Genomic DNA, 24,045 nt, shown 5'->3' with positions numbered 1-24,045 from the left:
CATGAAATCAATTGAGCTGGTCCTATTAGGATAAGCTTTCGAGAAGCTGACGAGGACGTCGCTCGTGAAGCAAACGCACCCCGAGAATGCCCTGCGGTCCTCGATGGGTCGCGGGGCCTTTTTGCGTTTAAGGACACGTCGTCGCGGCTAATACAGCCTTTTGGCAGCGCCGGGGGCGAGACGCGTTAGCGCTCTGTTGCGAAGGGCACGGCATACCGGCGCCGCCGATCGTGTCGAGCGTGATACTTGCACTACGGACGTCGAGGCCGTGCCCTGCAAAGGGGGCGCGCATGGCGCCAGCATATAGCACGACACGCGTGACCGAAAGATGACTGACGGCTGGAGATGTGGGGCAAGCGCCTGACGCACTACTCGCCATGTCGGCCCTGGGTTTGCAACAAAGGCGTCGTCAAGTCGGACCCCACACAGCCAAGCTCGGAGCCGATCGTCGGCGATCCCGAATTTCGGCAAGATTGATAAACTCCTCAAGGGCTGGGATCGTCTCATCCATGCGGCCACTGCTTCATCACGCCAATATTGCGCGAGAACGGAGAGCACGTCATTGCCATGTGCAGCTAACTGGCTTTCGATCAAGTACCTTCGCTTCACTTCCCGATACCGTCCGCATGGCACTTGAATCCCCCGCCATCACGATATGATCTGTTTGCGGGTAAATCGATCAATCGTTTGAACGGGTCTCGGGATATTTGCGCGCGCCGCGAACTGCGGGTGCGAGCGCCCCGCACGGGGAGAGACCGTAAGTTCGCGCCCATTCATTCTAAACCCGAGTGTTTTGGCGTATCCATAGTGCTGATGAGTGGCATGCAAACATTCAATTTTTCCAGCGCCACCGATGTCTCGTAAAACTAGAGATGTAAATGTGATTCAGGGTGTCACAGAAGAAATTCGGACTTGAAAAGGGGAGGAAATGTTCGCTCTCAGGATAATCCATATCGCCCTATCGTCGCCACAAGGAGACTTCCAAGCGGAGTCCTTTGCGCGCGCGCTCAGGTCCGGTGGATACTGTGCAGAAGAAGCAGTGGGGCGCCATGCGTTGTGATGAAAGATTTGCCGCGACTTTTTTCGTCTACATATCATCCGCGTCGACTCTACAGCCGGTACAAAAATCGCGCCACGGCCCCGTTTTGTTTGAGGGAATGCCGGGGCCCCCTTGCAGTGGGCGCGCAGCGGTCGGCTGTCGCGGAGAAATGCACAGGGCATGCTGCAACTGGAGTAAATGTGTTGCGCGGCGTTGTGTACCGATCAGGCGAGCTTACCAGTCGTAATATCGCGCCGGATCTGAGTCTCCCCCAAGTGGCGGTCTGCTGCATCCGATTCGGCAACCCCTTTCTGCGCGGCAGGGTTGGGAAAAGAAGACACGCGCCCGCTGATTTTTCCTGAGCCCCTTTTAGCTTGAAGCTACTTGAAGCAGTTAACCGCACGAGAGGGCCTGCACAATCAAGAGTGAAGTAGTGACACCTGGAGATAAAAGATCACAAGAACTGCTGATCGAGGCAGCATGGCATGCATATCTTGCAAAGAACTTGCCAAACACAGGGATGCGCGATGTTTTCATTGCGGGGTACGTGGCTTGCAATTCAATTGCATCTCACGAATGTGAATGTAAACCCGACTATGGTTCATGTTGGGCCGTATCTAAGCTGGTTAGCAAGTTCCGCATCTGGCGACGCAACGCAAAGTAAACATGCGCGCTACGCAATATCAATCGAGTAATTGATGGATACAATGGCCAATTCAATATTAGGACAGGAAATCACTTTCCTCAAACTTGATACCCGAGTGATCAAAAATTTCGACAAGGTTCTTACGAATAATATTGAGGTTGTGGAAACGTCTCTGTGGTCTGTAGTAAGAAAGAACGCCTTAAAAAAGGGCGCAGCAAAGGCACTGCAAGCCTGCGCGTCGTCAGTGCTGCACAAAAGATCGGACTATGAATTCTTGACCACCGGCAATGTGCTGCGAAAAAAAATTCGCCTCCCGCGTTTGTTCGGCAATAAGGTAATTTCCGCGGCTTACTCGTGGATAAAACGCGTGCAGGCAGCGCTTTTGCTCGATTATTTGAAAGAACATTTATCCCAGTATGACTGGGACCAGCTGATAGTTGTCGTGTTTAACGGGTCGAATTATCCAGAAAGCGTGCTCGCCGAAGCATCGAAGGGATTTAAGCGCGTTTTTGTTGAGGATGGGTTTTTTCCTGGGACGCTCCAAATCGACCCAGTAGGAATAAACGCTGCAAACTCCGTGCCTCGCTGTAGCGCTTTTTATAAAAGCGGCAGGGATTTTTCGGAGGGAGGGTTACCAACAGCTGTGACCAATAGGTCATCAAAAAGAAAATTTACCCCTGTCGATCTGGCCCCGGGCTTTGTCTTTGTACCGTTTCAGGTCCCTTCCGATATGCAGGTAACGCTTCATTCGCCTTGGGTGAAAGACATGTACAATTTTTACGATATCGTTGTTAACGCAGCTGAGCAAAATCCTGAGGAGATGTTTGTCATCAAGGAGCATCCTAGATTCAAGAGATCGGTGATCGGCAGTCGTCCGCCACACCCGCGCGTGAAATTTGCAAACGGAAATATCACCTCCGAACTTATCTCCAATGCGAGGACTGTTGTCACGATAAATTCGACGGTAGGCATTGAGGCTCTGCTTTTGGGGAAGCAGGTTATTACGCTTGGCGACTCCTGCTACAACATTCAGGATCTTGTGTTGAGAGGAAATGATATGGGCCGGCTCAACGCCGCACTTGCGCTTCGGGGATGGCTTCCCGACGATGAATTGCGGAGGCAGTTTCTCGGCTTCCTGTGGAATTACTACTTAGTTAAGGGTAGCTTTACAGAACCACCAACCGCCCTGGCCTCTCGGATTCTCGATTGTTTCGAACTGGACTCAGAAGTGAGAGGTGCCATCGCAAATTTGAACAATTGAATCCATCTCTGCAGAGTTCTCTGCGCCTCTTCAGGTTGTGAGTGTTTTACCTTATGGTGGTGGGCGGCCTCGGCTCCCGAGGCCTCCTCCACCATCAGACCACGTCGTCCATTTTTTATTGCACGCATTTCGGGCTTGCTTGAGGATTGAGGCAGTTCCAGCGTTCTGTTGATGGGATTGCAAACGTTGCCGATGGTCTTCGAGAGTGCGTCGAAGGTCGTTTTGAAGTTGGCGAGAGCTACACCTTCACGTATTGAAACGAGACCGGAAGTTCGCAGAGTGATGGCTGACTGGAGTCCTTTTCCGACAGAACGTACGTGGTCATCTTTGGCCAATTGATTCCGATGGCGGGATCGTCCCATTTCAGTCCGCGATCATGTTCAGCGCTATAGGGCGCTGTCACCTTGTAGCTGATTACCGTGTCCGCCTTAAGCGTCATGAAACCATGCGCGAAGCCCGCAGGAACCCAAAGCTGCGCGCCATTTTCCTGAGATAGCTCGGCGGAAACCCATTTCCCGTATGTTGGTGACCCGACCCTGACGTCCACCGCGACGTCGAACAGCGCGCCGCGTGTACAGCGGACAAGCTTTCCTTGCGCGAAAGGCTCGAGCTGAAAGTGAAGGCCCCTTACCGTCCCGATCTGAGCGGAGAGTGATTCATTATCCTGAACAAGTCCGACATCGGCAACATTTTTGCGGAACCATTTTTCCCTGAATACTTCGCTGAAATAGCCGCGGCAATCGCCAAACTTCCTAGGCCTAATTAACTTGACTTCGGCTATCGACAGGCTTTGAAAATACATTTCGTCCAACTCAGTTCCGCCCACTAATTCTCGTGCTCTGGCAAGGAGTTGAGGATAAAAACCGAACCTCAACTCATAGCGCGATTGTGGGCTCCGATCCAGAGACTCACTTAGGCGCTCGGCAACAGCTGCAACTCATAAAGGCGGCGGTATACGCCATCTTGTGAAAGCAATCTTCCCTGCGGTCCTTGTTCGGCGACCTGACCGCCTTCCATGACCACGATGTTGTCAGCAGCTGTGACCGTCGAGAGGCGATGGGCGATCATGATAGTGGTCCGCTTCCTTGTCAGCCGGGCCAGAGCTTGGCGAATCTGGATTTCGGATTCCGAATCGAGTGCGCTTGTCGCTTCATCAAAAATCAGGATTTCTGCGTTCCGCAGCATCGCGCGGGCGATGGTGATGCGCTGTTTCTGGCCACCTGAAAGTTTTATGCCGTTTTCGCCGACCTCGGTGTCGTAGCCATGAGGCATTTTCATAATGAAATCGTGAGCGTTGGCCGTCTTGGCCGCCTCAATGATCTCCTCGTCGGACGCACCCTCGCGGCCCAAAGAGATGTTGTATTTTATCGTGCCACTAAACAGAAATGTGTCCTGGCCAACAAATCCTATCCGATCGCGCAAGGAACGGAACGTGACATCCTTCAGGTCGTGCCCGTCAACAGTTACCGAGCCTACGTCGGGGTCATAAAGGCGCATAATCAAGTTGATAATCGACGACTTTCCTGCGCCGGAAGGCCCCACCAAGGCTGTTGTCTTTCCGGCTGGAAATGTGACGTTCAAATTCTGGAAAAGTCGTTCTCCGTTCTTGTAGGAGAAGTTGACATCCTTGAAGCGGATTTCACCAGGGCCCTCAGGCAATGGTATTGCACTATTCTTCTCGGTCAGTTCAATGGGATGATCTGCCAGTTGGTACATCATGCGAACGCCTACGAGTGCCGATTCAAGACTGATGCGCATTCGCGCAAGGCGCTTTGCGGGCTCATAGGCCAGTAGCAATGCAGTGATGAAGGACATCAGTTCGCCGGGCGTGTTGCCCTGCTGCAGCACCAACACTCCGCTTAGTGCGATCACACCGGCAATGGCGAAACCTGAGAGGGTCTCCATGATGGGGCTGGATGCAGCTTCCAGCCTTGCGATTGAGTTAGCCCGCCGTTCGACATCTCCAATGTACTTGTCCATCCGCCTTCTCATGAAATCCTCAAGCGCGAAGGCCTTTACAATCCGAATTCCCGTCGAGGTCTCCTGCACGCTCTGGATTATCTGTCCGATTGAAGCAATCTCCAATTCCATGATCTTCCGCACTTTTCTCGTTAGCACACGAACCCCGAGGATAGCACCAGGTCCAACAGCGGCGGAAACAAGTGAAAGTAACGGTTGTTGGATCACCATGACCGCGAGCAGCCCCATTAACGAAAACAGATCCCGTATGAAGGAGGTTACGACGAGCTCAATGACCGAACGTACCGCCTGCGCATTGTTGGTGAGGCGAACCAACAGTTCTGAAGATGGATAAATCGAATAGAAAGACAGACCCTGCCTAAGTACGTGCTCAAAAAGCCTGCGCTGCGTATGTGCGATTATATTGTTGCCAGCCTTGCTGAGGAATATTGACTGCACGTATGTCGCAAGTCCCTTGACTGCGAAAATAATCGCGACTGTCACCGCGACGCCGAAAACCTTTTCAATGTCTTTTGAGACGACTGTGCTATTGACAACATCACGCATTATCCAGGCGCTTGCGGAGGTCATCACCGCTACTACGACCATCGAGCCGATTGCAATTCCGTACCAAGGTGCCTGGTGTTTGAAATTTTCAGCTAAAAGCCGCATGAGAAGGCTTTGGTTTGACTTGGAAATGAATTTCTGGAGCATTCAATTATCACCTTTCCAGTCCGGTCTTGGAGAGGAGCGGACAGTCATTTTGTTAAGCAGCATAGGCCTTCGGTGGCAGCCTAAATGACCCGTGTGGCGTTCAAATTGCAAGACACATGAACCTGCTTGTGGACACAATCATTTACTAAGGACAATTCCACAGTGCTATGGATCAAACCCTTAGTCGCCGCTTGTTTCTATGGCACAACCCGCAGACTGATAACCAGTGTAGAAATGAAAGACACATGATTCATACGTCAAAAATTTACCGTGAAATCAACCGTATCGGCGTGCAAATCAAGGGGCTCCCCGACTATTGGATGGGCCAGGCTAGAAGGATCAGTTATGATCGGGTTGGGTCGGCAGGAAACACGATAACGGAAGGTAGAAAACCAGTCTCGGCGGACATGGCTATTTTGCTCATTTACCAACCACGTGGGCTTCTAGAGTCGCTTTTTTTACAATTAGAGCACCTGCTCTCGAAAGGACTGGGCGTCGTTATCGTCAGCAACCGCAAGGTTTTGGAGCACGATCGCAATCGGTTGAGTGAATATTGCCATCTGATCATTGAACGTAAGAATATTGGCTATGATTTTGGCGGCTATCGAGATGGAATTCTCGCGCTTCATAAGCGTTCAATTCATCCTAAGAGCCTCTTTGTGATGAATGATAGTGTATGGTTTCCCATACGGAAAGACTGTGATCTTATTGATAGGTGTCGCGAATCTAGGTCAGATATAGTAGGCGTTTTTTATAACAATAAAAGCAAGTTCCCCAAGAACCATCATCTACAATCATATTTTTATCGTTTCGGTGAAAAGGTTGTCTCTGATAGTCGCTTTCTAGCGTATTGGCGTAAAATACCAATGTACAATGACAAACGCAATGTCATTAGGAATCTTGAAATAAAATTAACCAAAAATTTTCAGTTGATGGGCTTCGGCATCAGCTCTCTTTACGCGCCTGAGGATATATTAAAGGCGTTTAAAAATATCGAAGTTCGAAATATCCGTCCCGTCCTGGATTACTATATCTCCGCGTTGGGATATGACCAGAATACGTTCTGGAGCGCGTATAAAAATGAGTCACCAAAAGGAGGTGACACCCATGCATTACCGATAGACGTTCCTAATAGCCGAGTTTTCTTCCATTTTCTTGACGCTCACCCAGAGATTCTCATTCGCAAGTTAAACTCTCCAATCATTAAAAAGAATCGCGATAAACGCTTTGTCGCACAACGAAAAGCGATAATTGAGGGAGGGTTTCTTAAAGAGATTGACGCCGTCATTCAAAAAGAATTGATCAATTGGGATAGGTAGTTGATATTGTATCCAGGTCGTCGGAAGCGTGAATAATCACACTATCAAATCAGCCACGTAGATTAAGGCGCTGGTTATGCCCCTTAGAGCAGCTGGAACGGGCTCTTGATGCCTTACGTCCGCATTAATGGGAGTCACGCAGCAGCGAAGTGATGTGCACATTCCTGAGGTCGACCATTTTAGGAGACGGCGCGTGCTGAAATGCGGCAGACCACTGCTATTGAATTTTCATGGAATGGCCGAAAGCAAGAGAAATACCGTGAATATCGCCAGATGAACGGCGCCCTGTAGTACGGTCGTTCTGCCCGTTCCCAGTGTGATCGTACCGACGAACAGCGTCAGGATCAGCATAATGAGGTTCTGTGGCGCGAGACCCAAAGCAAGATCTCGTCCAAGAGCGACCGATATGGCAGCTACTACTGGAATTGTCACCCCAATGCTCGCAAGCGCAGATCCGAGTACGAGGTTTATGCTATTTTGAAGACGATTCATTAAAGCCGCTTTGACAGAGGTTATCCCTTCTGGCAGCAGAACGACTCCCGCGATAGTTACGCCCACGACGGCTTGTGGCAGTCCCAGCGCCTCGACGGCGCTGTCGAGCGGATAAGAAAGTAGCATTGCCAATAGGATGACTGCAATGAGGGCCAGCACAAGCAAGGCTCCGGCCGCTAGCGGATTACGCGGGGTCTCATGGGTAGCCGGAGGCGAAGCGGCGTCTTCATCATCGATGAAATAGTCGCGATGGCGAACAGTCTGCACAAACAGAAACACACCATAGAGGACCACAGACACAAGTCCTATGACGACAAGCTGTATTGCAGCAAACTGCTGTGGTTTTCCCGCGGTGACGAAATTGGGCAGCACGAGAGACAGTGTCGCGAGTGTGCCTAGTACCGCCAGTGCCGCCGACGCGGCATTCAACTGGAACGACTGCTCGCGATGGCGTCGGCCGCCAAGCACGAGACAGAGGCCGATGACGCCATTGAGCACGATCATCACGGCGGCAAAGACCGTATCTCTCGCGACTTCTTCGTTTCCCTCCGCGCCGGAAAGCATCAAAGAACCTATGATCGCCACTTCGATGATTGTCACGCAGACGGCGAGGAGGATCGCTCCAGAAGGTTGGCCCACCCGAGCGGCAAGAATTTCGGCGTGATGTACGGAAGCAAAGACCGCACCTGTTAGCAAGCCGGCCGACATCAACAGAAGTACGACGGATCGTTCCGGCAGCACGTGCGCCAATGTCATAGCCGCGATCACACAACCGAAGAGCGGAATGATCCAAGACCACAGCGGGACGTGTGCGGACCTGACCTGCAATCTTGATTTCATTTTCCATCCCCTGGTGATGAGTATGCGTGGTTCCTTGCGCGGTAATCGGCGTAACAAAACTAAGGCTTCGGAAAGTCGGGCGAGATTCGCCAAGTCTAGTCAGACTCTAGACGAGCCGTCGAGTTTGGCGTCAACCGCCCCTCATTGCAGATGCAAGAAGTATGCTCTGCCTGCCGTGCCTTTCATGTGATTAGGTGCGTCAAGGCTGTCATGTACTTGAAGGTGCACGGAGCTAGGCTCCACAGTCCAATCCAGGTCTCCTATTTTGTGAGGCTCTGCTCGAGGCGCACGACCTCGCGTCGCAACGCTTCGATCGCTGCATCGCGATTGCGAAGCGCTTCTAGCTGTGTGGCTCGGTCATCCTCGGAAGCCATGAGCGCCCGTTTCAGCTGAGCCACCATTGATGCGCCCAGCTGCAGGTTTTCACCTAATTTGAACTCGGGCAGCCGTTGCGCTTCTCCAAGTGTGGAGGAGCTGGAGCTAATGGTGTTGTCCTCTTCAGCTTGCTGAAAGATGCTGTTGTACTCACACGCACCGGCGGGAATGCCTTCTCCCTCGCCACGACGTAAGTCCCACCAGGTTTGAAATACCCGACGGTATCGTTCCGTTACCGCTTTGCCCCTGTCCACGATCCCAGCGTCTCTTGCGTGCTGAAGTGACTGCTCGTAACCGAGTTCCACCAATAGGTCAGCGCCGACTAGATCGGTTACTGTTTGCATCTCTTCGATGGTCAGTTCGGTTCGCCAAGTTTCGACTGAGCGGTTGTCGACTGCCTTTTTCTTCAGGAGCCGTCGATCCCCAAAGCTACTTAGCCGGAGATATTCCGTTTGCTCAACTCCTGCAAATACAATGCCGGCTGGATCGTAGCCGAGCCCAGCGATCACGCGCTGGATTTCCTCGTCTGGGCGCTCAACCAAGCGTTCATAGCGTACGACTTGCGTGTGCCGGCGCCCGCGTTGCATCGCAAGCGCGGGTAGGCCTAGCACGAGATCGGCGAGAGCCAGTGCGACAGCAGCAGTAGGCGTGCCGGTTACGAGCTCGGCGAGACAGGATACACTGGTCGGCGGGCACCTTTCTGAAACGAACGGAACGCCCCACGTCGATTTCAGTGATGCCGCAATCGCATATGGATTACGCAACAAAAGGATGTGTGGTGCTTCTGGATACAGGGAATGCAAATAGTCGAGCACCATCCAGTACCGCGGAGTCTTGTCGATCAACGTGCGCTTGCCCGCTGCTGCTAAGTATTGAGAGTAAGCGGCATCGGCAAAAACTCGGCTGACGCTAATGCGATCTATCCGCCCCAAGAATTCGCACGCCGCAACCTGGATCAGTGATGCCCCTGCTGGGTGACGGTGGTCCACTCTACCAAATGCCTCGAGTGCCAACATCAGCCAGGGCTCAGGCGGGGCTGTGATGTCCGGGTGCTGCTGGAGCAAATGCGCCAACAGCGTGGTCCCCGAGCGGGGGATGCCGAGGAGAAAACAGATCAGAGGGAGAGGGCTGACATCGCGGCTCATGAGTTCCGATTCCTTATGCATGCTTGTGAGAACACATACCCGCCGCGCGTGAGTTTCTGATCGAGCCACTGGGCGTGCGCCACCGGTTGGTTACAGTGGTGTACACCGGAGAATTCTTCCTCAGAACCACGGCACAGACCGATAGCCATCCTGATGCGCCGGACTTCTTCTAACCTTCGTCTGCTATGCGCGGTTCTCGCAAGCCCGGTCAAATCGTTTCTGCCAATGCAACACATCCATGCTTTGGATGATGGCGCGAAGCACGAAAACGCGTGCGAAGTTCGACATCTGGGATGGTGCAGACTGCATTCTGCCCCAACGAGGAAACCAATGTGCTGACATCGGGAACGCATTCGAGCATAGGTTTTTTGGCCCACAGTGGAATGTTTACGAAACGCACTCGTCAACCCCATCAAAATGATGGCCTCAGCCCTCATGTCCGTCGCAAATCTCCATTCCGCCGCGAACGGCGCATGGCGCGCGAGATGATGGACGAAGGAGGGTTCATCGAAATTCTTGTCGATAAGATTTCGAGATGACGATGGGGCACGCCGTCTTTAAGGCCCCTTTTTGCACCGCGCTTCATACCCGTCGAGCGGCGAGACGAGGTCAATCTCACTGCCAGTAGTGCCGCTGGCCTTTCCCTTGGGGCCGATGCCAGGCAGTGATCATTAACGACCGGTTTTTGGGTGGAGCGGCTGACAAAGCAGCATGGATTTTCCGTCACCCGCAGAACCACACGTGATGAATATTAAGGGCGAGTTGGGTCGCGCTTCTAGCTCGCCCAGCGGTGAGGACGGATGTGGCATCATGAATATCTCCCGCTTCTTCTTCCCCATCCCGCTTCCACGACACCCCCAAGCAACTGAAGTAGCATTTCTCCGGGCAGTCGTTCCCAAGCAGCAAGGGCGGCAAATGTGATGCGCACCAGTGGGACAGCCCGCAACATGGAAGAGAACAAGCCGACTGGTGCTAAAGCTTCGTGTTTCTGAGCAAAACGTCACCCTCCACTCCGCGTGGAAACTGAGCCACCAATTCGAACGAAGGCAGTAGGTCAAGAATTGCGCGCAGGGGCAGTTGACCTTCATACAGCTCCTGGTCACTATATTCAGTGTAGATGAAGCGCGTCTTGGTTAGAGTCTCTTTGCCGCCAGCGATGACGTCGGACTCGGCCCCCTGCACATCCATCCAGATCAGGTCGATACTCTCCAAGCCAGCCTCACTGCACCAATCGTCCAGTCTCCGAGTCTCAACTGAGATGGGTCCGTCAAACCGGACCCACTGATATTCGGAAAGGTGATTCTTGGGCTGGCGTATTGAGCCTGACAGATCCCATTCCTTTGCGTCTCCATCTCCATTACTGGGGTGGAAATCGATTCTGCCGTTTCGATCACTGATCGCGACTTCAAATAGCCTCATCCTGTCCAAAGGCCCCATGTTTTCCCTACAGCGAGCAGCGGCTCGGGGGTCTGGCTCAAAGCAGAAAAGCTGGGCCTTCGGACGAAGCTGGAGAAAGCGTCGCGCATCGCTTCCATCATTGCAACCGATGTCCAGAATCACGGGGTCAGGCTTTTCAAGGAGCGAAACGATCTGTCGATGGACCTTCAAGGAAGACGTTGGCTTTCTTATGCCCTCCGCAAATTCGCGAAGGCGTTGCTGAAGAGAGATTAGCAGGCCTTCTTTAAGATACCGTCCTACTTCCATGAAATTACACCTCAATATTGATTGCAGTTGCGGGTGCTGACCGCTGGTGAGGCATTGAGTGCTCGTGCCGCGCTTCGGTGAATCCTCAAGGGTATGCTGTCAAATGCCGCGCCATCACTCATGAGCGTCTCGGCCCCACCAGCATGGGTGAAGGAGAGGGACGGAACTACCGCGATTGTCATAGGCGGGCACCGCTTTACAGATTGATTGGACTTGATAGTGGTTCCGCTGCAGAGTCGGCGCGCATTGGATGCAGTCGCACGCTACGCTGCTCCCAAAGCCCACGCAGTTCATTTAGGAGCGCTTCACGCTGGTTCTGATTGGGCGCGATGAGGTCCAAGATATCGCCGAGCGGAGCTTCTCCATCAATCCGCATTAGCAGTTCGAACAACTCGGATGAAATCCGCACGGCTTCTCGGCTGGAGGGACCCGTGCGGATCTCGCATACCGTCTCTTGGCGATCTAACGCCGTAAATGCACGCACTTGATGGAGGCTTGAATAAGGCGGCAACGAAAGCGCAAGTCTACTCCAATCCTCCGGTGACGCAGTCCGCTTCTTGATGAGATATGACCCAACCACGAGTCCATCCAAGTCGGTGGTCAAAAATGTGGTCACCGCATCCGCAACCGAATCCACTATCGGCTCAACATTATTGTTGAAGGACGTGTTGAGCAGAATCGGGACACCTGTTCGTTTCCTGAAGGCGTTGATGACCTCCCAATACGCTTGATTGATGTTGCGCGATACTGTTTGCAAGCGCGCCGTACCATCGACATGCGTGACGGCACCGAGCAGATTGCGCTTCGATTCGCGCACAGGCACTACGAAATTCATAAAGGGAAATTCCTGCCTGCTATCTGGCAATTCAAAGAACTCGTTGGCGTCCTCCTCCAACACGGATGGCGCAAAGGGGCGATAGCCTTCGCGCTTCTTGACAATCGCGTTGATCCGATCCTTGTTTGTGGCTGGCCTAGGGTCGGCAAGAATGCTACGGTTGCCAAGCGCACGCGGTCCGAATTCCGATCGTCCCTGCACCCAGCCGATCACGGCGCCATCGGCGATCCACTCGGCTGCTCTGCTGGCCACATCATCGCAGCGTTCGATTTCAATGTGGCCGCCCCATGCTATTAATTCCTGCTCCACGGCGCGGTCGCTCCCGAGATCAGGACCCCAATAGACCTCCTGCAAACGCTCCCGAGGTGCGGACTGCCCTAGTTCATTAGACATCATCAATGCAGCGCCTAATGCGCAGCCAGCGTCGTGTGCCGCGGGTTGCACGAAGATGTCTTGGAAGATTCCCGAGCGCAACAGCTTGCCGTTCAATGTGCAGTTGTGAGCTACTCCTCCGGCCAAGCTCAAGCGCTTTATGCCGGTGATCTCGCTGTGATGCCGTAGAACGTGAAACACAATCCGTTCGAGTGCTTCTTGCAACGAAGCACTTAAATCTTTATGCTGCTGAGTGAACGGCATTCCTTTTCGGCGTACCTCAATGCTGCGAAGCAGCGTGGGACCAATCCGGTCCAGATAGATCCGGTAGCCACCGTTGTCTAATAGCTCGTAGAACTGTTCGAAGAGGTCGCGATGGGGAGCGGGGTCGCCGTACGGTGCAAGCCCCATGACCTTGTATTCATCAAACATGCCGTAACCGAGATATTTTATGGTCTCAAGGTACAAAAGCCCTAAAGAATCGCTCTCCGGAAATGTCGCAAGCGGTTTGACTTCCGTGCCGGATCCTACCGCCAAAAGACCCGAGGCGAAGTCTCCACCGCCATCAATTGTCAAGATGAGACTTTGTTCGAAACCAGACATAGAAAACGCGCTCCAGGCGTGCGACAGGTGATGGCTTACGAATGAGATTCGCGACGGATCGACCTCAGTACCAAATTCCTGCGCGAGCAACCCACGCAACAACAGCTTGGCATCCAACGGTATTGACATGTGCGACTGAGAAACGAGCAGGCGCTCGAGCATAGCATTGCAAAACGCCTCGGTTGCATAATACGCGATGCAGTCGATGTCGCTGAGTTGAACCCCGGCGTATTCAAGGCAGTATTGAATCGACCGGCGCGGCAGCTTGTTGGAATGTTTGATTCTGTTAAGTCGCTCCTCTTCGACAGCAGCTATCACTTGGCCGTCTCGGACGAGAACCGCTGCACCGTCGTGCATAAATGTATTCGGCAGATCGAGCGAGTTTTCGTGAATCTTGCTTAGACCGCCACTAAGTCCTAGACACAGCATGTTGTCTCCAATCTCTCGTCACTTGTAACAGGTAGGCCATGTGCTCCGACTGAATTTAGTCGTTTGCTAAGCTCAAGCAGTGCTCTTTCTGCCGTAGGTCAGGACAGCAAACGCCGCTGAAGCAGTCCCACAGATAAGAAGAATGGCATCACTGCAAATATGCAAAGCGCGCTGATATGCAGAGCGACGCCTCCGCCTGGGCGATCTAGCATCGCTGGACGAATGAGCTCGATTGAATGTGCCAGCGGCAGCAGATGCGATAGCTTCTGAAAAATGTCGGGCAGTTGGCTGACTGGGAAGACCGCTCCTGACAAAAACAGCATGGGTGTGAGGAAGAGCGTCTGGTAAAATATGAAATAATCGTAACCGGGCGCAAGCGCTGTGACGATCATCGCCAGGCTTGCAAAGGCGAACCCCGTGAGTGCGATCACTGGCAAGGCAAAGAGAACGGATGGCCACGATGCAAAGCCCATTGTGGCTGCAACGAGCATCATTGCTGTCCCGGCCAATAACGCCTTGCTGGCTGCCCACGCCAGTTCACCGAGGACGATGTCCCCGAGCGTGAGTTGGGTGCACAGGGCTGATTCCCAAGTTCGTTTTGCCTGCATGCGAGCGAAGGTCGCGTGAATAGTCTCGAACGTCGCGGAGATCATTGCGCTTGTTGCAACCATGCCAGCCGCCAAGAACGCGACATATGGAATGCCGTCGACGCGACCCACCATTGCACCCAGGCCGAAGCCGAGACCGAACAGCGAAGTCACGGGCTCGGCGAGGTTACCAAGAATTGAAGCGATCGCGGCTTTCTTCCATGCCATGTAATTACGGCGCCACACCGCAATCCAATTCCAAGGATTGGCGGGTAGGACCGCCGCGTAACGTTTCCACATCGCTCAGTCCTTCATTTCGCGCCCGGTCAACCGCAAGAACACATCTTCGAGATTCGGTGGACGCTGCAATAGGCGTAGACCGGTTCGCCCGCGCAATTGCAAGCGCACCTGTTCTGGATCGGAAGAATAGCAAAACAGCGTCTCACCGCTCACTTCGACACGCTGAGCATATGGTCCGACAACTGAAGTCAGCTCCCGCGGATTGCCGCCGTAGATCTCAATCACGTCGCACCCGATCTGCTCGTCGATTAGCGCGTGAGGGCGGCCTTCCACGATCTTCCGTCCGTGCTCGATAACACACAAGCGGTCACATAATCGGTCCGCCTCTTCCATGAAGTGGGTAGTCAGTAGAATCGTCTTGCCAAGCGCCAACAAGGACCGCAGCCGTTCCCATATTAGGTGGCGAGCATGCGGATCGAGGCCGGTAGTCGGCTCATCCAGTATCAGGAGCTGCGGGTCGTTGATCAGCGCACAAGCCAGCGTCAGCCGCCTCTGCATACCGCCGGATAATTGCGCCACGGGTACATCCGCCTTGCTCTCGAGCCGAGCGAAATCGAGCAGTGGTGGAATGGCTTCCTCGAGCTCGCGAGTATGCAAGCCGAAGTAACGTCCGAACACCAGTAGGTTCTCGCGCGCCGTGAACTCGCGATCAAGTGTGTCGAATTGCGGAACCACCCCTATGCGGCTGCGCGCCAAACGCGCGCGGGCTGGCACCGGCTCTCCGAGCACTGTGATCGTGCCTTCATCAGGCGGTGCCAGGCCGAGAACCAGACGCGATACCGTGCTTTTGCCCGCACCGTTCGGTCCCAGCAAGCCGAAACATTCTCCTGAGGTGATGGTGAATGACAGTTGGTCGACAACGACTTTGTCGCCATAAGACTTACTGACGTTGGTAAGCTCGATTGCCACATCTGATTTGGAGCGAGATAGCGAATTATCCGCATTGCTATGCCCGTGGCACTTCTGCTTGAGTGCATTGCTCTCAGGCCGCCGCGACGGTGAGCTTGAGACATTTGCTCGAGTCAATAGCTGCAATTTCTCGTCCTATCTTAAATTCGCTTGCCTGTTTGGCATAGCCGGCTACCGTCACCGCAGTGACTGACTGATGTCAGCAGCCTCGCAAGCTGCGCAAGACTGAGCCAGCGACGCGGGTGCCGCAGTTTCAGACGGCTCCGCAGCGCTTGTTTTAGCAATGGGGTTCAGGAGAATCCTTTACGCCGTTGGGTGCGGCAGCCGGGGAACCACGCGACAGCCAGTCGCTGTTGCTCAACGTGCACAACGCATATGCTTTGAGGGGGAGCAGGAGAGCGACGTTGAGGAGGGTGTGCAGCGAAAACCCAAGGAATCGCAGCTCTCGCGCTCGAAACGCCGCCACGCCGCAGCGGACCATTGTCATAGATGCAATCATCAGGATCGTCGACCAAGGCACTGTGGCCGTCAGAGCGAGCTGTGCTAGCCCCGTCAGGACCGAGAGGGCTAGGAGCAGCGGACCAAGATTCTGTCCGATCACGTCCAGCGTAAGATAGCGATCAAGGCCCGGCAGTAGGCGGAGCGCGAGCAATGTGTCGCGAAACGTGCTGCGTGCCCAGCGCAGTTGTTGGCGCAGATAGGCGCCCATCGAGTTTGGAACGACCGTCGCCGCGATGGCTTCCGGAACGTACTCGGTTCGAAAGCCTGCATTCAGCATGAGGATTGTGAGGTGGCGGTCTTCCCCGAAGTCGCTTGGCCTGCCTCGAAACAGTTGCGTCTCGTATTTATCGAGCAGCAATAGGAGTGCGGACCGCCGGTACATGGCACACGGGCCGCAGCAACACATAACGGCTCCAAAGCGAGCCTGTGCTGCGCGTTCCTCGTTGCAGGCGAGCCAGTACTCCATGTCGATCAACCGCGTCAGCCATGTGTCGCTGCGGTTGCTGGCCGTCAACTGACCCATCGCCGCGCCGACCGCGGGACTGTACATCTTCAGGGCAAGTTTCGTGACTACGTCCGGCGCAATGGTCGTGTCCGAGTCAACGTTGAGCACCAAATCTCCCGATGATTCCCGTATCGCGACAATCTGCGCCTTGCGCTTTCCGACGTTCTTTGGCATCAGGATAAAGCGGAACCTCGGGTCGCACGCATAATGATCGTGTACAGGTATGATGGCGTTGCGATTGCCAGAACCGTCGTCAACCACGTAGACCCGCAACTCTCCAGCGTAGTCCTGCTTTGCAATGGAAGCTAGGCACGCCGAGAGCGCGCGCGGATCCTCATTGTAGCAGGGTACGATAACATCCACGCTCGGCGGTGCACCGGAGCCGGTCACGGGCGTTGACGCAGCTGTGGTGTTTGTTGGCAAAGCGTATATAGCTTGCATGCCTTTGTAAGCCGTCGAGAGTGCTGCATACAAGGAGATGGCTACGGCGCCGGTCGTGCCAAGCAGATCCATGAAAAACCGTCCGTTTAATGATTCTGAGGAAGCGAGCGGATTATAAATCCGCGGTCGTGCAAGGCAGGGATGAGACGAGACAACGCCGCCACCGTCTGGTCGCGAAAACTGGCGTCAGTGTTCGCCAACTCGTCGGGAGGGCACCCATCGTGCAGGAGAATGATTGAACCGGGCCGGACCGAGGCGAGTACCGCATCGACGATTGCGTCGATACCGGGGCGGGACCAGTCCCGCGGGTCCACAGACCAGTGCACAGCCGCCAGTCCAGCGTTTGCCGATGTTGTCAGCACGTCATCGCTCCAAATTCCGTAAGGCGCACGTATGTGCCGCACCGAAGCCTCGGGGCAGGCCATCCTGATGGCCCTGTTCGCCTCGAGTACTTGGCGTTCCACGTCCCGACGTCCGCAGGCAGACAGGTCCGGATGGGTCATTGTATGGTTGGCGACCTCGTGCCCTTGCGCAACCATGCGTCGGATGAGTTGCGGCCGGTCCTTAGCATAAGCCCCGATGACGAAGAAAGTCGCCGGGACACGGTGTTCGGCCAGCACATCGAGGACCTCAGGGGTAAAAACCGGGTTAGGACCGTCGTCAAAGGTCAGGTAGACGCTCGGGGCCCCAGTGCCGCTTCTGGGCACTGTCCGGAGATAGTCAAGCTGTTTCATAGTTCCGGACCGTTTCGTTCGATCAGTGTGCCGGATGGCCATTCGCTCATTGGACGTCCAATCGGAAAGACCACAACGAGTACGTCTTCAGTGCGCGTTGGCGGCAGGTTGAGATAGACATCTGAAAGGGTGGACCGCACGCGAACGCCAGCCACAATTGTCCCGAGACCGTTTCGGCAGAGTCTGCCCACAAGCTTGTACAGCGCGTGGCGAACGGCGCCAAATGCGAACGGAACGCCAAGCTGCTGCAGCACCGGATACATGACGCGGATGGAGTGGTTGAGCCCGAGTCCTTCGAGGTCCGGGCGAACCCCCCACAAACCCAGTTCCGCCACCAACAGATCGGCATCGCCCACCCTGATAAAGCGGCGCAACAGCCCCATGTGAGCAGCCACTCCGTGAGCGTCGTAGCCGATTACACGGAGCTCCGGCCTTGCTCCGGCCCAACTGTGCCCACCTTCAAATGGTCTTGCGTTGAACGTCCCGGTCGGTCCATAGGTCTTCCGGAAGAACTCAGCGAGTTCAGTGTGGTCGGAGAGCTCCAGCTCATTTTCCCAGCACAGTTTCCACCGCATCTGAGGACGCATATCCAAAGAACTCCACATCTTGCTGCTTCTTGAAACGTACATCAAACGTCCGAAATGGCCGGGGTCGATGGACGCCCGACACTGTCGTCGAACCCGCATTGCGGACCAAGTTGGTTGTTATTACCTGCACAGTGAGTGGGGGACATTTCCCGACCTTCCCGTATCACTCGCAAATCTCTACCAGCGACACACTTGATTTCTTCAAACGTGAGCATCTTCTAATAGTGATTGGATGGATCCGTAAAATTGATTGTTTGGATTATAGCCATTCATCCTGTGGATACACCCGGCCCAAGTCTCCCTGCTAGCAACGGTTGATGAACGAACCCGACACCGCGGCGGGAGCATCAGCTTCGGCCCGCCAATCATGGGCGTGCGGCCACGCTCTCGAAAACAAGGAAGTTGGATCAAAGAACAGGCTGAGACTTGGCCGCCAACGGCAATGAAGCTAATACCGCTACTGCTCCCGCGCCGTTCGGCAGATACGTTTCGGCCACAGCCACGGCTTGTTCGGCTCGGGCAGCTATATCAGGCAGTGCCGTCTCGTCGATCAGGCGCTGATTTTTCCTGTAGGATGGAACGTGGGCGTAACCAAATACCGCAAGCCGGTCGGGGCGCATTGCGACCGCTGCCGTCGCGCTCTGAACGCAGGACTGCACGGTCTGGTGCGGGAGGCCGTACATGAGGTCGAAGTTGATGCGACTTATCCCAATCCGGCGCAGGTTTTCAATAGCCGCGGTCGTCTGCGCCTTTCTCTGGACCCGGTTGGTTGCTTTTTGAACAATGGGATCAAAGCTTTGCACGCCGAGGCTCACGTGGCTTACCTCGGCCGCTCCTAAGGCTTCGGCCATCTCGGCCGTGAAGGTGCGCGGCTCGATCTCGACAGCGATGGTAGCCGTTTTCCTGAAGGCGAAACTGCGACGCAGAAGATCCATCAGAGCCAGAAAATCTTCTGGCTTGATGATGGTTGGTGTTCCACCGCCGAAGTGCACGTCGCTCACGGGCAGCGCCTGCGGCGCTTGGGCTGCTACCAAACTTATCTCCTCACTAGCGCCGTCAGATAGTCGAGGATCGATGCGTCTCGACGAGTTATGCTGTTGGGAAATCCGCAATACCAGCACATCGACCGACAGATCGGAATGTGGAGATACAACGACACCGGATCTGACGCCGGCAAGTTCCTCAGCCACCCCTTACTAGCTTCAGCGCCGACGGCTGCGGAGAAATCCGGTATAGTCGATCGTGTACCATGGTAGGTGCGCCTCGCAGTACTTTTGCAAGAGTGGAGGTCAGCGGCGCGACACTTTTGATCAAACGCGTTGCCGCGCCTGTCTTTTCGCCGTCAGCCATTATGGCCTCCCGCTCAAGCCACTCAGCAGGCCCCGCTGCCGTTCGACGAGGATCTCAAAATCCAACCAGTTGCGTCGAGAACATTGCCGGTCAGATTAGCCGGTACTTTTCAATTCCTTAGTCGAGACCGAAACAACAAGGGACATAAAAAATGATCTCTGTCGCGGATTCGACAAACGGGACAGAGTTGTACGCAATCGATTTACATTTTGCTTGCCAAAGGCCGACGGCAAATTCCTGCAGAGGTTGAGCTACCTGCGTGAGCTTGCTGCCGGGGACACGCCTTGGCGAAGGTGGAGAATGGTGCTGTTCAGAAGTAGCTCAGTTGAATATCCAACAAACGCCAGTAGCCTTGCTGTTTCGCGGAGGAGGAGGCTAGGCGGAGCCGTTATCCCGGCGCCCGCCGGGTTGCACCCCGCCGTTGCATTTCTGCCACTGAGGAGCAGACAGTCGGGTTGAGGTCCTTCCGTGGTCAAGTTGTGGACCAGACAGCAGAACGCTGAGACGGTGAGCAGATGAATGCGGCGTCGGCAGCCCACAAGAGGAGACGCATCCGAGCGTTGAGAGGGGATGGATGGTTGCCGGCCAAGCGGTAACACGAAATAGCAAGCGACGGTGGGGAAGAATTCCGACATGGTCCATTTATTGCAATTGATAGCATTGTGAAAGCAGCCTTGGCCATTCTGCAACTTGAACTAATCGTCGGATCCCCGCTTTCCGCGACTACAAAATTGCCGCACCTTCACGCGCTGGCATGCTCGGATTCTCATAGAGGCTAAAACAGCAATGGACACGGAAGCAATCGGGCTCGCAATAGCTTTTTTCGTCATTGCACTGGCGTATGCAGCAGTCGGACAAGCTGGCGCATCAGGCTACATTGCCGCCATGGCGCTTTCTGGCTTTTCGCCGTTGGCCATTAAGCCGACAGCTCTTGCTTTGAACCTGATGGTCTCAGCGATCGGCACGGCCCAATTCCTGAAGGTGGGGCAGGTGTCCTGGCGTAACGTGTATCCTTTCGCAATTCTGGGCTTTCCGGCTTCGGCTCTCGGTGGCTCAGTGCACCTTCCCGAGAGAGTCTATCACCCGGTTCTCGGGCTGATCCTGGTAGTTTCCGCCATTCAAATGGCGCGATCCGCGCTTCGCAAGAGCGCCTTGGTCATAACCATTCCGAAAACGCCGCCACTACACGCTGCATTGATCACGGGAGCTGTTATCGGTTTCGTCTCGGGCACGACCGGGAGCGGAGGCGGCGTATTCCTCGCACCAGTGATCCTTTTCAAGAATTGGGGAACAGCACATCAGACTGCTGCAACCACGGCCGTTTATAATTTAATGAACTCAACCGCTGCCTTGATTGGAGCGTGCGCTTCCTGGAATGCACTTCCAAACTTTCTCCCGTGGTGGTTGATTGCGGTAGCGGCAGGTGGATCGATAGGCGCTTTAATCGGAAGCCGATATCTTTCCGCTTCCTGGCTTCGCGTCATTCTTTCCGTGCTTCTGATGGTATCAGGCCTCAAGCTGCTTTGGTGATGGAGTGCCCATTTGCTTGCACGGAAAACCTTTGCCCAGCATCACGCAGGAGCACGCGCGAAGGCGCACCATTCTCATCCGCGGCTAAGACCGAGAGGGCCAATTGTCGCTGAATGTAATCTCCGATGACCGAACTCCTCACCAGCACGGTACCTGGAACGTGGCTGGCGCGCTTGCGCCGAAGGTCGAGACGTCCAATTCAGCACATCATGACGCCGACAGCCACTCTGTCGTGTACGATGCCCGATATGCCAAGCGTCCCGAAAACCACCTTGCCGCCATCGTCAACCTCGTCGCCACGAATCTGAATGGCGCGATCTCTAAAGAACATCGCAAATTCGAGAGCGGTCGCCGCTCATAAGATAAGGCTCGGCGTCACGGGTCATCGGACAGCTCTCTGCCAATACGGCAGGCTGTCGGCGCCATATCCAAAGTGCGGATAATCGTGATGCAAAATATTTATTTTACTGGCCTTAGCAATGCTGCAAAAACGACCACGCTTGATTTGCATCGATATTAGAACAGTTCCAGAGTGCTGGCGTTGAAACCGTTTTGCGGCTCAAAGAAAGGATTACCCGTGGAAAGCATCATCGGTTCGGCATGTACAAGAATCCGGTTGTCCATAAGGGTGGACAGGTTTGGGCAGATGTAGCCGTCCTGTACGTTACACTTGACCTAATCATTGCGTGAATGAGTTTTGCCGGCAGTTGGGGCAACCATGGCCCCGTTTACGCGGCGCCCATCTAGAAGGCTGCGGGGAGCAGTCGCTCTTTCTGCCCGGCAGGGCTCGGCATGTGACTATTTCGGAGTTTCTACATTGCCTTCAAATATGAGCTTAACGGCGGATCTCATTGCAGATTTGCTCAGCGCGGCAAACGAGGTCGACAAACTCAACCCCTATGAAATAAGCGGCCTCCTAGACCGCTCGATTGACACCATCCGCGATGTGCGCGAACAGACTGGTGTCGCAAGTTCATATATGCAGGGCGTTGTGGTTTGTCTTCGAATATCGTCAGAGCGCGTTGGCCACCTCTCTGAGGAGGATGTCAGGCGGTCCCTCGTCACTGCCGCGGAAGTCCTGAGTGCATTGGTGTCAAACCGTGTCGATTGAGCTGTTCGCGCCGCCGGAGTCCGGACCACTCCAGCTATCTTCGATCCCGCAAACCGATGCGGCGAATTCGGCTGCAATCTCGACAGGTATTGCCGAAGATTGCTTCAGTCGACGCTGCTTATTGGAACCGGCGTATCCGATTCGCGACGATGTCGAATACACGACATAGGCGTGTCGAGAGGCAGCTTCTTGTTTGGAAACGATTTCTCGTTGGCATGATACATGCAGGCTAACCCGCAAATGCCCGAGTTGAGGACTTGTGAGGAGGATGCAGGACTAACCCGCAAGAGTGCAGTTCGGGGTGCGTCAGCCTTCCCCGGGCAACGAGGATCCGAACAGCAAGGGGGCGGCAAATAGGAAAGCAACGGCCGCGAGGGCGTTTAACAGTGGGTGCTGTGCGAGGATCAGTCCCTTGCAATGGCTTGCCGCCGATAACGTTGTAGAAAAATAGACAAGGAGTGCTCAATGGTCTTCACTGGAAAATGTGATCTGCGGAGTCCGCTGCTCGGACGACGCCTGCGCTTAGGATTCATCGGCGGCGGAAAGGGGGGGCTTGTTGGACGATGGCATTTCGCTGGGGCCCGGCTGTCGAACCACTGGGAAATTGTTGCGGGAGCTCTTTCTTCGGACCCGGAAAACGCGCACGCTTCGGCTGCAGAGTGGATGATAGCGCCGGACCGGTCGTACAGCGACTGGAACGCTATGGCAACAGCAGAAGCCGCAAGGGACGATGGTATAGAGGCAGTCTCGATCGTGACGCCAAACTGGACACACCATCGGATCGCGACGGCATTTCTGAAGGCCGGCATTGATGTAATACTAGACAAGCCTATGACCACAACAGTTTCCGACGCCCGAGAACTCGTGGAGTTACAAAGAGCGACGGATCGCCTGGTCATCATGACTTACCCGTATGCACATCACGCGATGGTTCGCCAAGCTAAGCACATGATCCGAAATGGGGCCGTCGGCACGGTCCGGCAGGCCCATGTGGAGTATGTTCAGGAGTGGGCGACAGCGCCCTTCTCGTCCGACGCGAAGGGGGCAATGTGGCGGCAAGATCCCGAGAAGGTGGGCCGCGCGTCGGCCACCGGAGATATCGGCACGCACGCTTATCATCTCCTTCACACACTGACCGGACAGGACATTGCCAGGCTCAGGGCTGAGTTTCACACCTGTGGCGCTGTGAAGGCGATGGAAGACACCGCCTACGTCACTTTCCGTCTCGAGAATGGTGCACCTGGGATCCTTTGGGTAACGCAAGCTGCTCCTGGCCAATATTGCGGTCTTCGAATTCGCGTGTGGGGCGACAGAGGCGGGCTTGAGTGGGATCAGGAAAAACCTGAAGCGCTGCGCTATGTTCCTTTAGGGGAGCAGGAGCAGATTTTTGTGCGAGGCCACGGTAGTGGAATAGTACCCGAAGCAGAACGCCTGATACATCTACCGCGGGGACATGGCGAAGCTTTAGTGGATGCATGGGCAAATCTCTATGCCGAGGCTGGCGTGGCGGTAGCCGCACGCCGCGCAGGGTATGCTCTCCCGAAAGATAGCGTCGAGCTTTCCGGGGTTGAGGACGGGCTCAAAGGTATGTTGTTCATCGATGCTTGTGCCGACAGCCACGAATCTGGCGGATCTTGGGTTTCGATAAACGGTGAATCCATTCCCAACTTTTGCTGAGCTGTGGAGTGCGGCCCTTGGGGTGGACAGACCGGATGACGAATTGACCGGCCTACCGGGTTTTCGGAAAGAAGGCCCAT

General features: G+C 54.7%; 16 protein-coding genes and 2 pseudogenes. 6 read left to right on the top strand and 12 right to left on the bottom strand.

Annotated elements, in window-relative coordinates; translation table 11 throughout:
* Positions 1-1,737: 1,737 nt before the first annotated feature.
* Positions 1,738-2,946 carry a protein FixF gene (locus NGR_RS31775; protein WP_010875367.1) on the top strand — a complete coding sequence of 403 codons (1,209 nt, stop codon included), beginning with the start codon at positions 1,738-1,740 and terminating at the stop codon, positions 2,944-2,946.
* Between the two features lie 238 nt (positions 2,947-3,184).
* Here NGR_RS31775 and rfbC read toward each other — a convergent pair whose 3' ends face one another.
* Positions 3,185-3,748, bottom strand: a complete 564-nt coding sequence (rfbC, locus tag NGR_RS31770) for a dTDP-4-dehydrorhamnose 3,5-epimerase (protein ID WP_164924772.1) — start codon at positions 3,746-3,748, stop codon at positions 3,185-3,187.
* 110 nt (positions 3,749-3,858) lie between these two features.
* Entirely contained in the window at positions 3,859-5,619 is a 1,761-nt protein-coding gene (locus tag NGR_RS31765) for an ABC transporter ATP-binding protein (protein ID WP_010875365.1), read from the bottom strand.
* 245 nt (positions 5,620-5,864) lie between these two features.
* Between NGR_RS31765 and NGR_RS31760 the strand changes: the two genes are divergently transcribed.
* Positions 5,865-6,938 (top strand): rhamnan synthesis F family protein, encoded by a 1,074-nt coding sequence (locus NGR_RS31760; protein ID WP_240545246.1) that lies wholly within the window; start codon positions 5,865-5,867, stop codon positions 6,936-6,938.
* Positions 6,939-7,166: 228 nt separating this feature from the next.
* On the opposite strand, the gene NGR_RS31755 is transcribed toward NGR_RS31760, so the two are convergent.
* Positions 7,167-8,270, bottom strand: coding sequence for a calcium:proton antiporter (locus tag NGR_RS31755; protein WP_010875363.1), 1,104 nt, complete (start codon positions 8,268-8,270; stop codon positions 7,167-7,169).
* 260 nt (positions 8,271-8,530) lie between these two features.
* Positions 8,531-9,790, bottom strand: a complete 1,260-nt coding sequence (gene noeE, locus NGR_RS31750; RefSeq protein ID WP_010875362.1) for a nodulation protein NoeE — start codon at positions 9,788-9,790, stop codon at positions 8,531-8,533.
* Positions 9,791-10,239: 449 nt separating this feature from the next.
* On the opposite strand from noeE, the pseudogene NGR_RS33935 reads away from it, so the two are divergent.
* A pseudogene (locus tag NGR_RS33935) lies at positions 10,240-10,314 on the top strand (adenylyl-sulfate kinase); the annotation flags it as partial.
* 448 nt (positions 10,315-10,762) lie between these two features.
* Here the strand turns inward: NGR_RS33935 and noeI are convergent.
* From noeI to NGR_RS31705, 8 genes and pseudogenes are all read right to left on the bottom strand, one after another.
* A complete protein-coding gene (noeI, locus tag NGR_RS31740) occupies positions 10,763-11,494 on the bottom strand; it encodes a 2-O-methyltransferase NoeI (RefSeq protein WP_010875361.1) in 732 nt (243 codons plus the stop codon).
* A 196-nt stretch (positions 11,495-11,690) separates the two neighbouring features.
* Positions 11,691-13,733: a nodulation protein NolO gene (gene nolO, locus NGR_RS31735; RefSeq protein WP_010875360.1), complete on the bottom strand. Its 2,043-nt coding sequence runs from the start codon at positions 13,731-13,733 to the stop codon at positions 11,691-11,693.
* Between the two features lie 98 nt (positions 13,734-13,831).
* On the bottom strand, positions 13,832-14,620 hold the full coding sequence (gene nodJ / locus NGR_RS31730; protein ID WP_010875359.1) for a nodulation protein NodJ: 789 nt from the start codon (positions 14,618-14,620) through the stop codon (positions 13,832-13,834).
* A gap of 3 nt (positions 14,621-14,623) precedes the next feature.
* The gene (gene nodI, locus NGR_RS31725; RefSeq protein ID WP_010875358.1) at positions 14,624-15,655 is read right to left on the bottom strand and encodes a nodulation factor ABC transporter ATP-binding protein NodI; all 1,032 of its coding nucleotides are present in this window, start codon (positions 15,653-15,655) and stop codon (positions 14,624-14,626) included.
* 151 nt (positions 15,656-15,806) lie between these two features.
* Complete coding sequence (nodC, locus tag NGR_RS31720; RefSeq protein ID WP_010875357.1) at positions 15,807-17,048, bottom strand: chitooligosaccharide synthase NodC; 1,242 nt, start codon at positions 17,046-17,048, stop codon at positions 15,807-15,809.
* 14 nt (positions 17,049-17,062) lie between these two features.
* Positions 17,063-17,710: a chitooligosaccharide deacetylase NodB gene (gene nodB / locus NGR_RS31715; RefSeq protein WP_010875356.1), complete on the bottom strand. Its 648-nt coding sequence runs from the start codon at positions 17,708-17,710 to the stop codon at positions 17,063-17,065.
* On the bottom strand, positions 17,707-18,297 hold the full coding sequence (gene nodA, locus NGR_RS31710) for a nodulation N-acyltransferase NodA (RefSeq protein ID WP_010875355.1): 591 nt from the start codon (positions 18,295-18,297) through the stop codon (positions 17,707-17,709). Before nodA ends, nodB begins: the two co-directional genes overlap by 4 nt.
* A 470-nt stretch (positions 18,298-18,767) precedes the next feature.
* Positions 18,768-19,577 (bottom strand): annotated as a pseudogene (locus NGR_RS31705) (radical SAM protein); the annotation flags it as partial.
* A gap of 856 nt (positions 19,578-20,433) precedes the next feature.
* On the opposite strand from NGR_RS31705, the gene NGR_RS31700 reads away from it, so the two are divergent.
* The 3 genes from NGR_RS31700 (at position 20,434) to NGR_RS31690 (ending at position 23,965) form a co-directional block, all read left to right on the top strand.
* The gene (locus NGR_RS31700; RefSeq protein ID WP_010875353.1) at positions 20,434-21,177 is read left to right on the top strand and encodes a sulfite exporter TauE/SafE family protein; all 744 of its coding nucleotides are present in this window, start codon (positions 20,434-20,436) and stop codon (positions 21,175-21,177) included.
* Positions 21,178-21,280: 103 nt separating this feature from the next.
* A complete protein-coding gene (locus NGR_RS31695; RefSeq protein ID WP_010875352.1) occupies positions 21,281-21,538 on the top strand; it encodes a hypothetical protein in 258 nt (85 codons plus the stop codon).
* A 1,215-nt stretch (positions 21,539-22,753) separates the two neighbouring features.
* On the top strand, positions 22,754-23,965 hold the full coding sequence (locus NGR_RS31690; protein ID WP_010875351.1) for a Gfo/Idh/MocA family protein: 1,212 nt from the start codon (positions 22,754-22,756) through the stop codon (positions 23,963-23,965).
* Positions 23,966-24,045: the final 80 nt, after the last annotated feature.

This window comes from Sinorhizobium fredii NGR234, assembly GCF_000018545.1.
GTDB classification, from domain to species: domain Bacteria; phylum Pseudomonadota; class Alphaproteobacteria; order Rhizobiales; family Rhizobiaceae; genus Sinorhizobium; species Sinorhizobium fredii_A.
The sequence above is the reverse complement of the archived record's forward strand: the minus strand, read 5'-3'. Positions and strand labels throughout refer to the sequence as shown.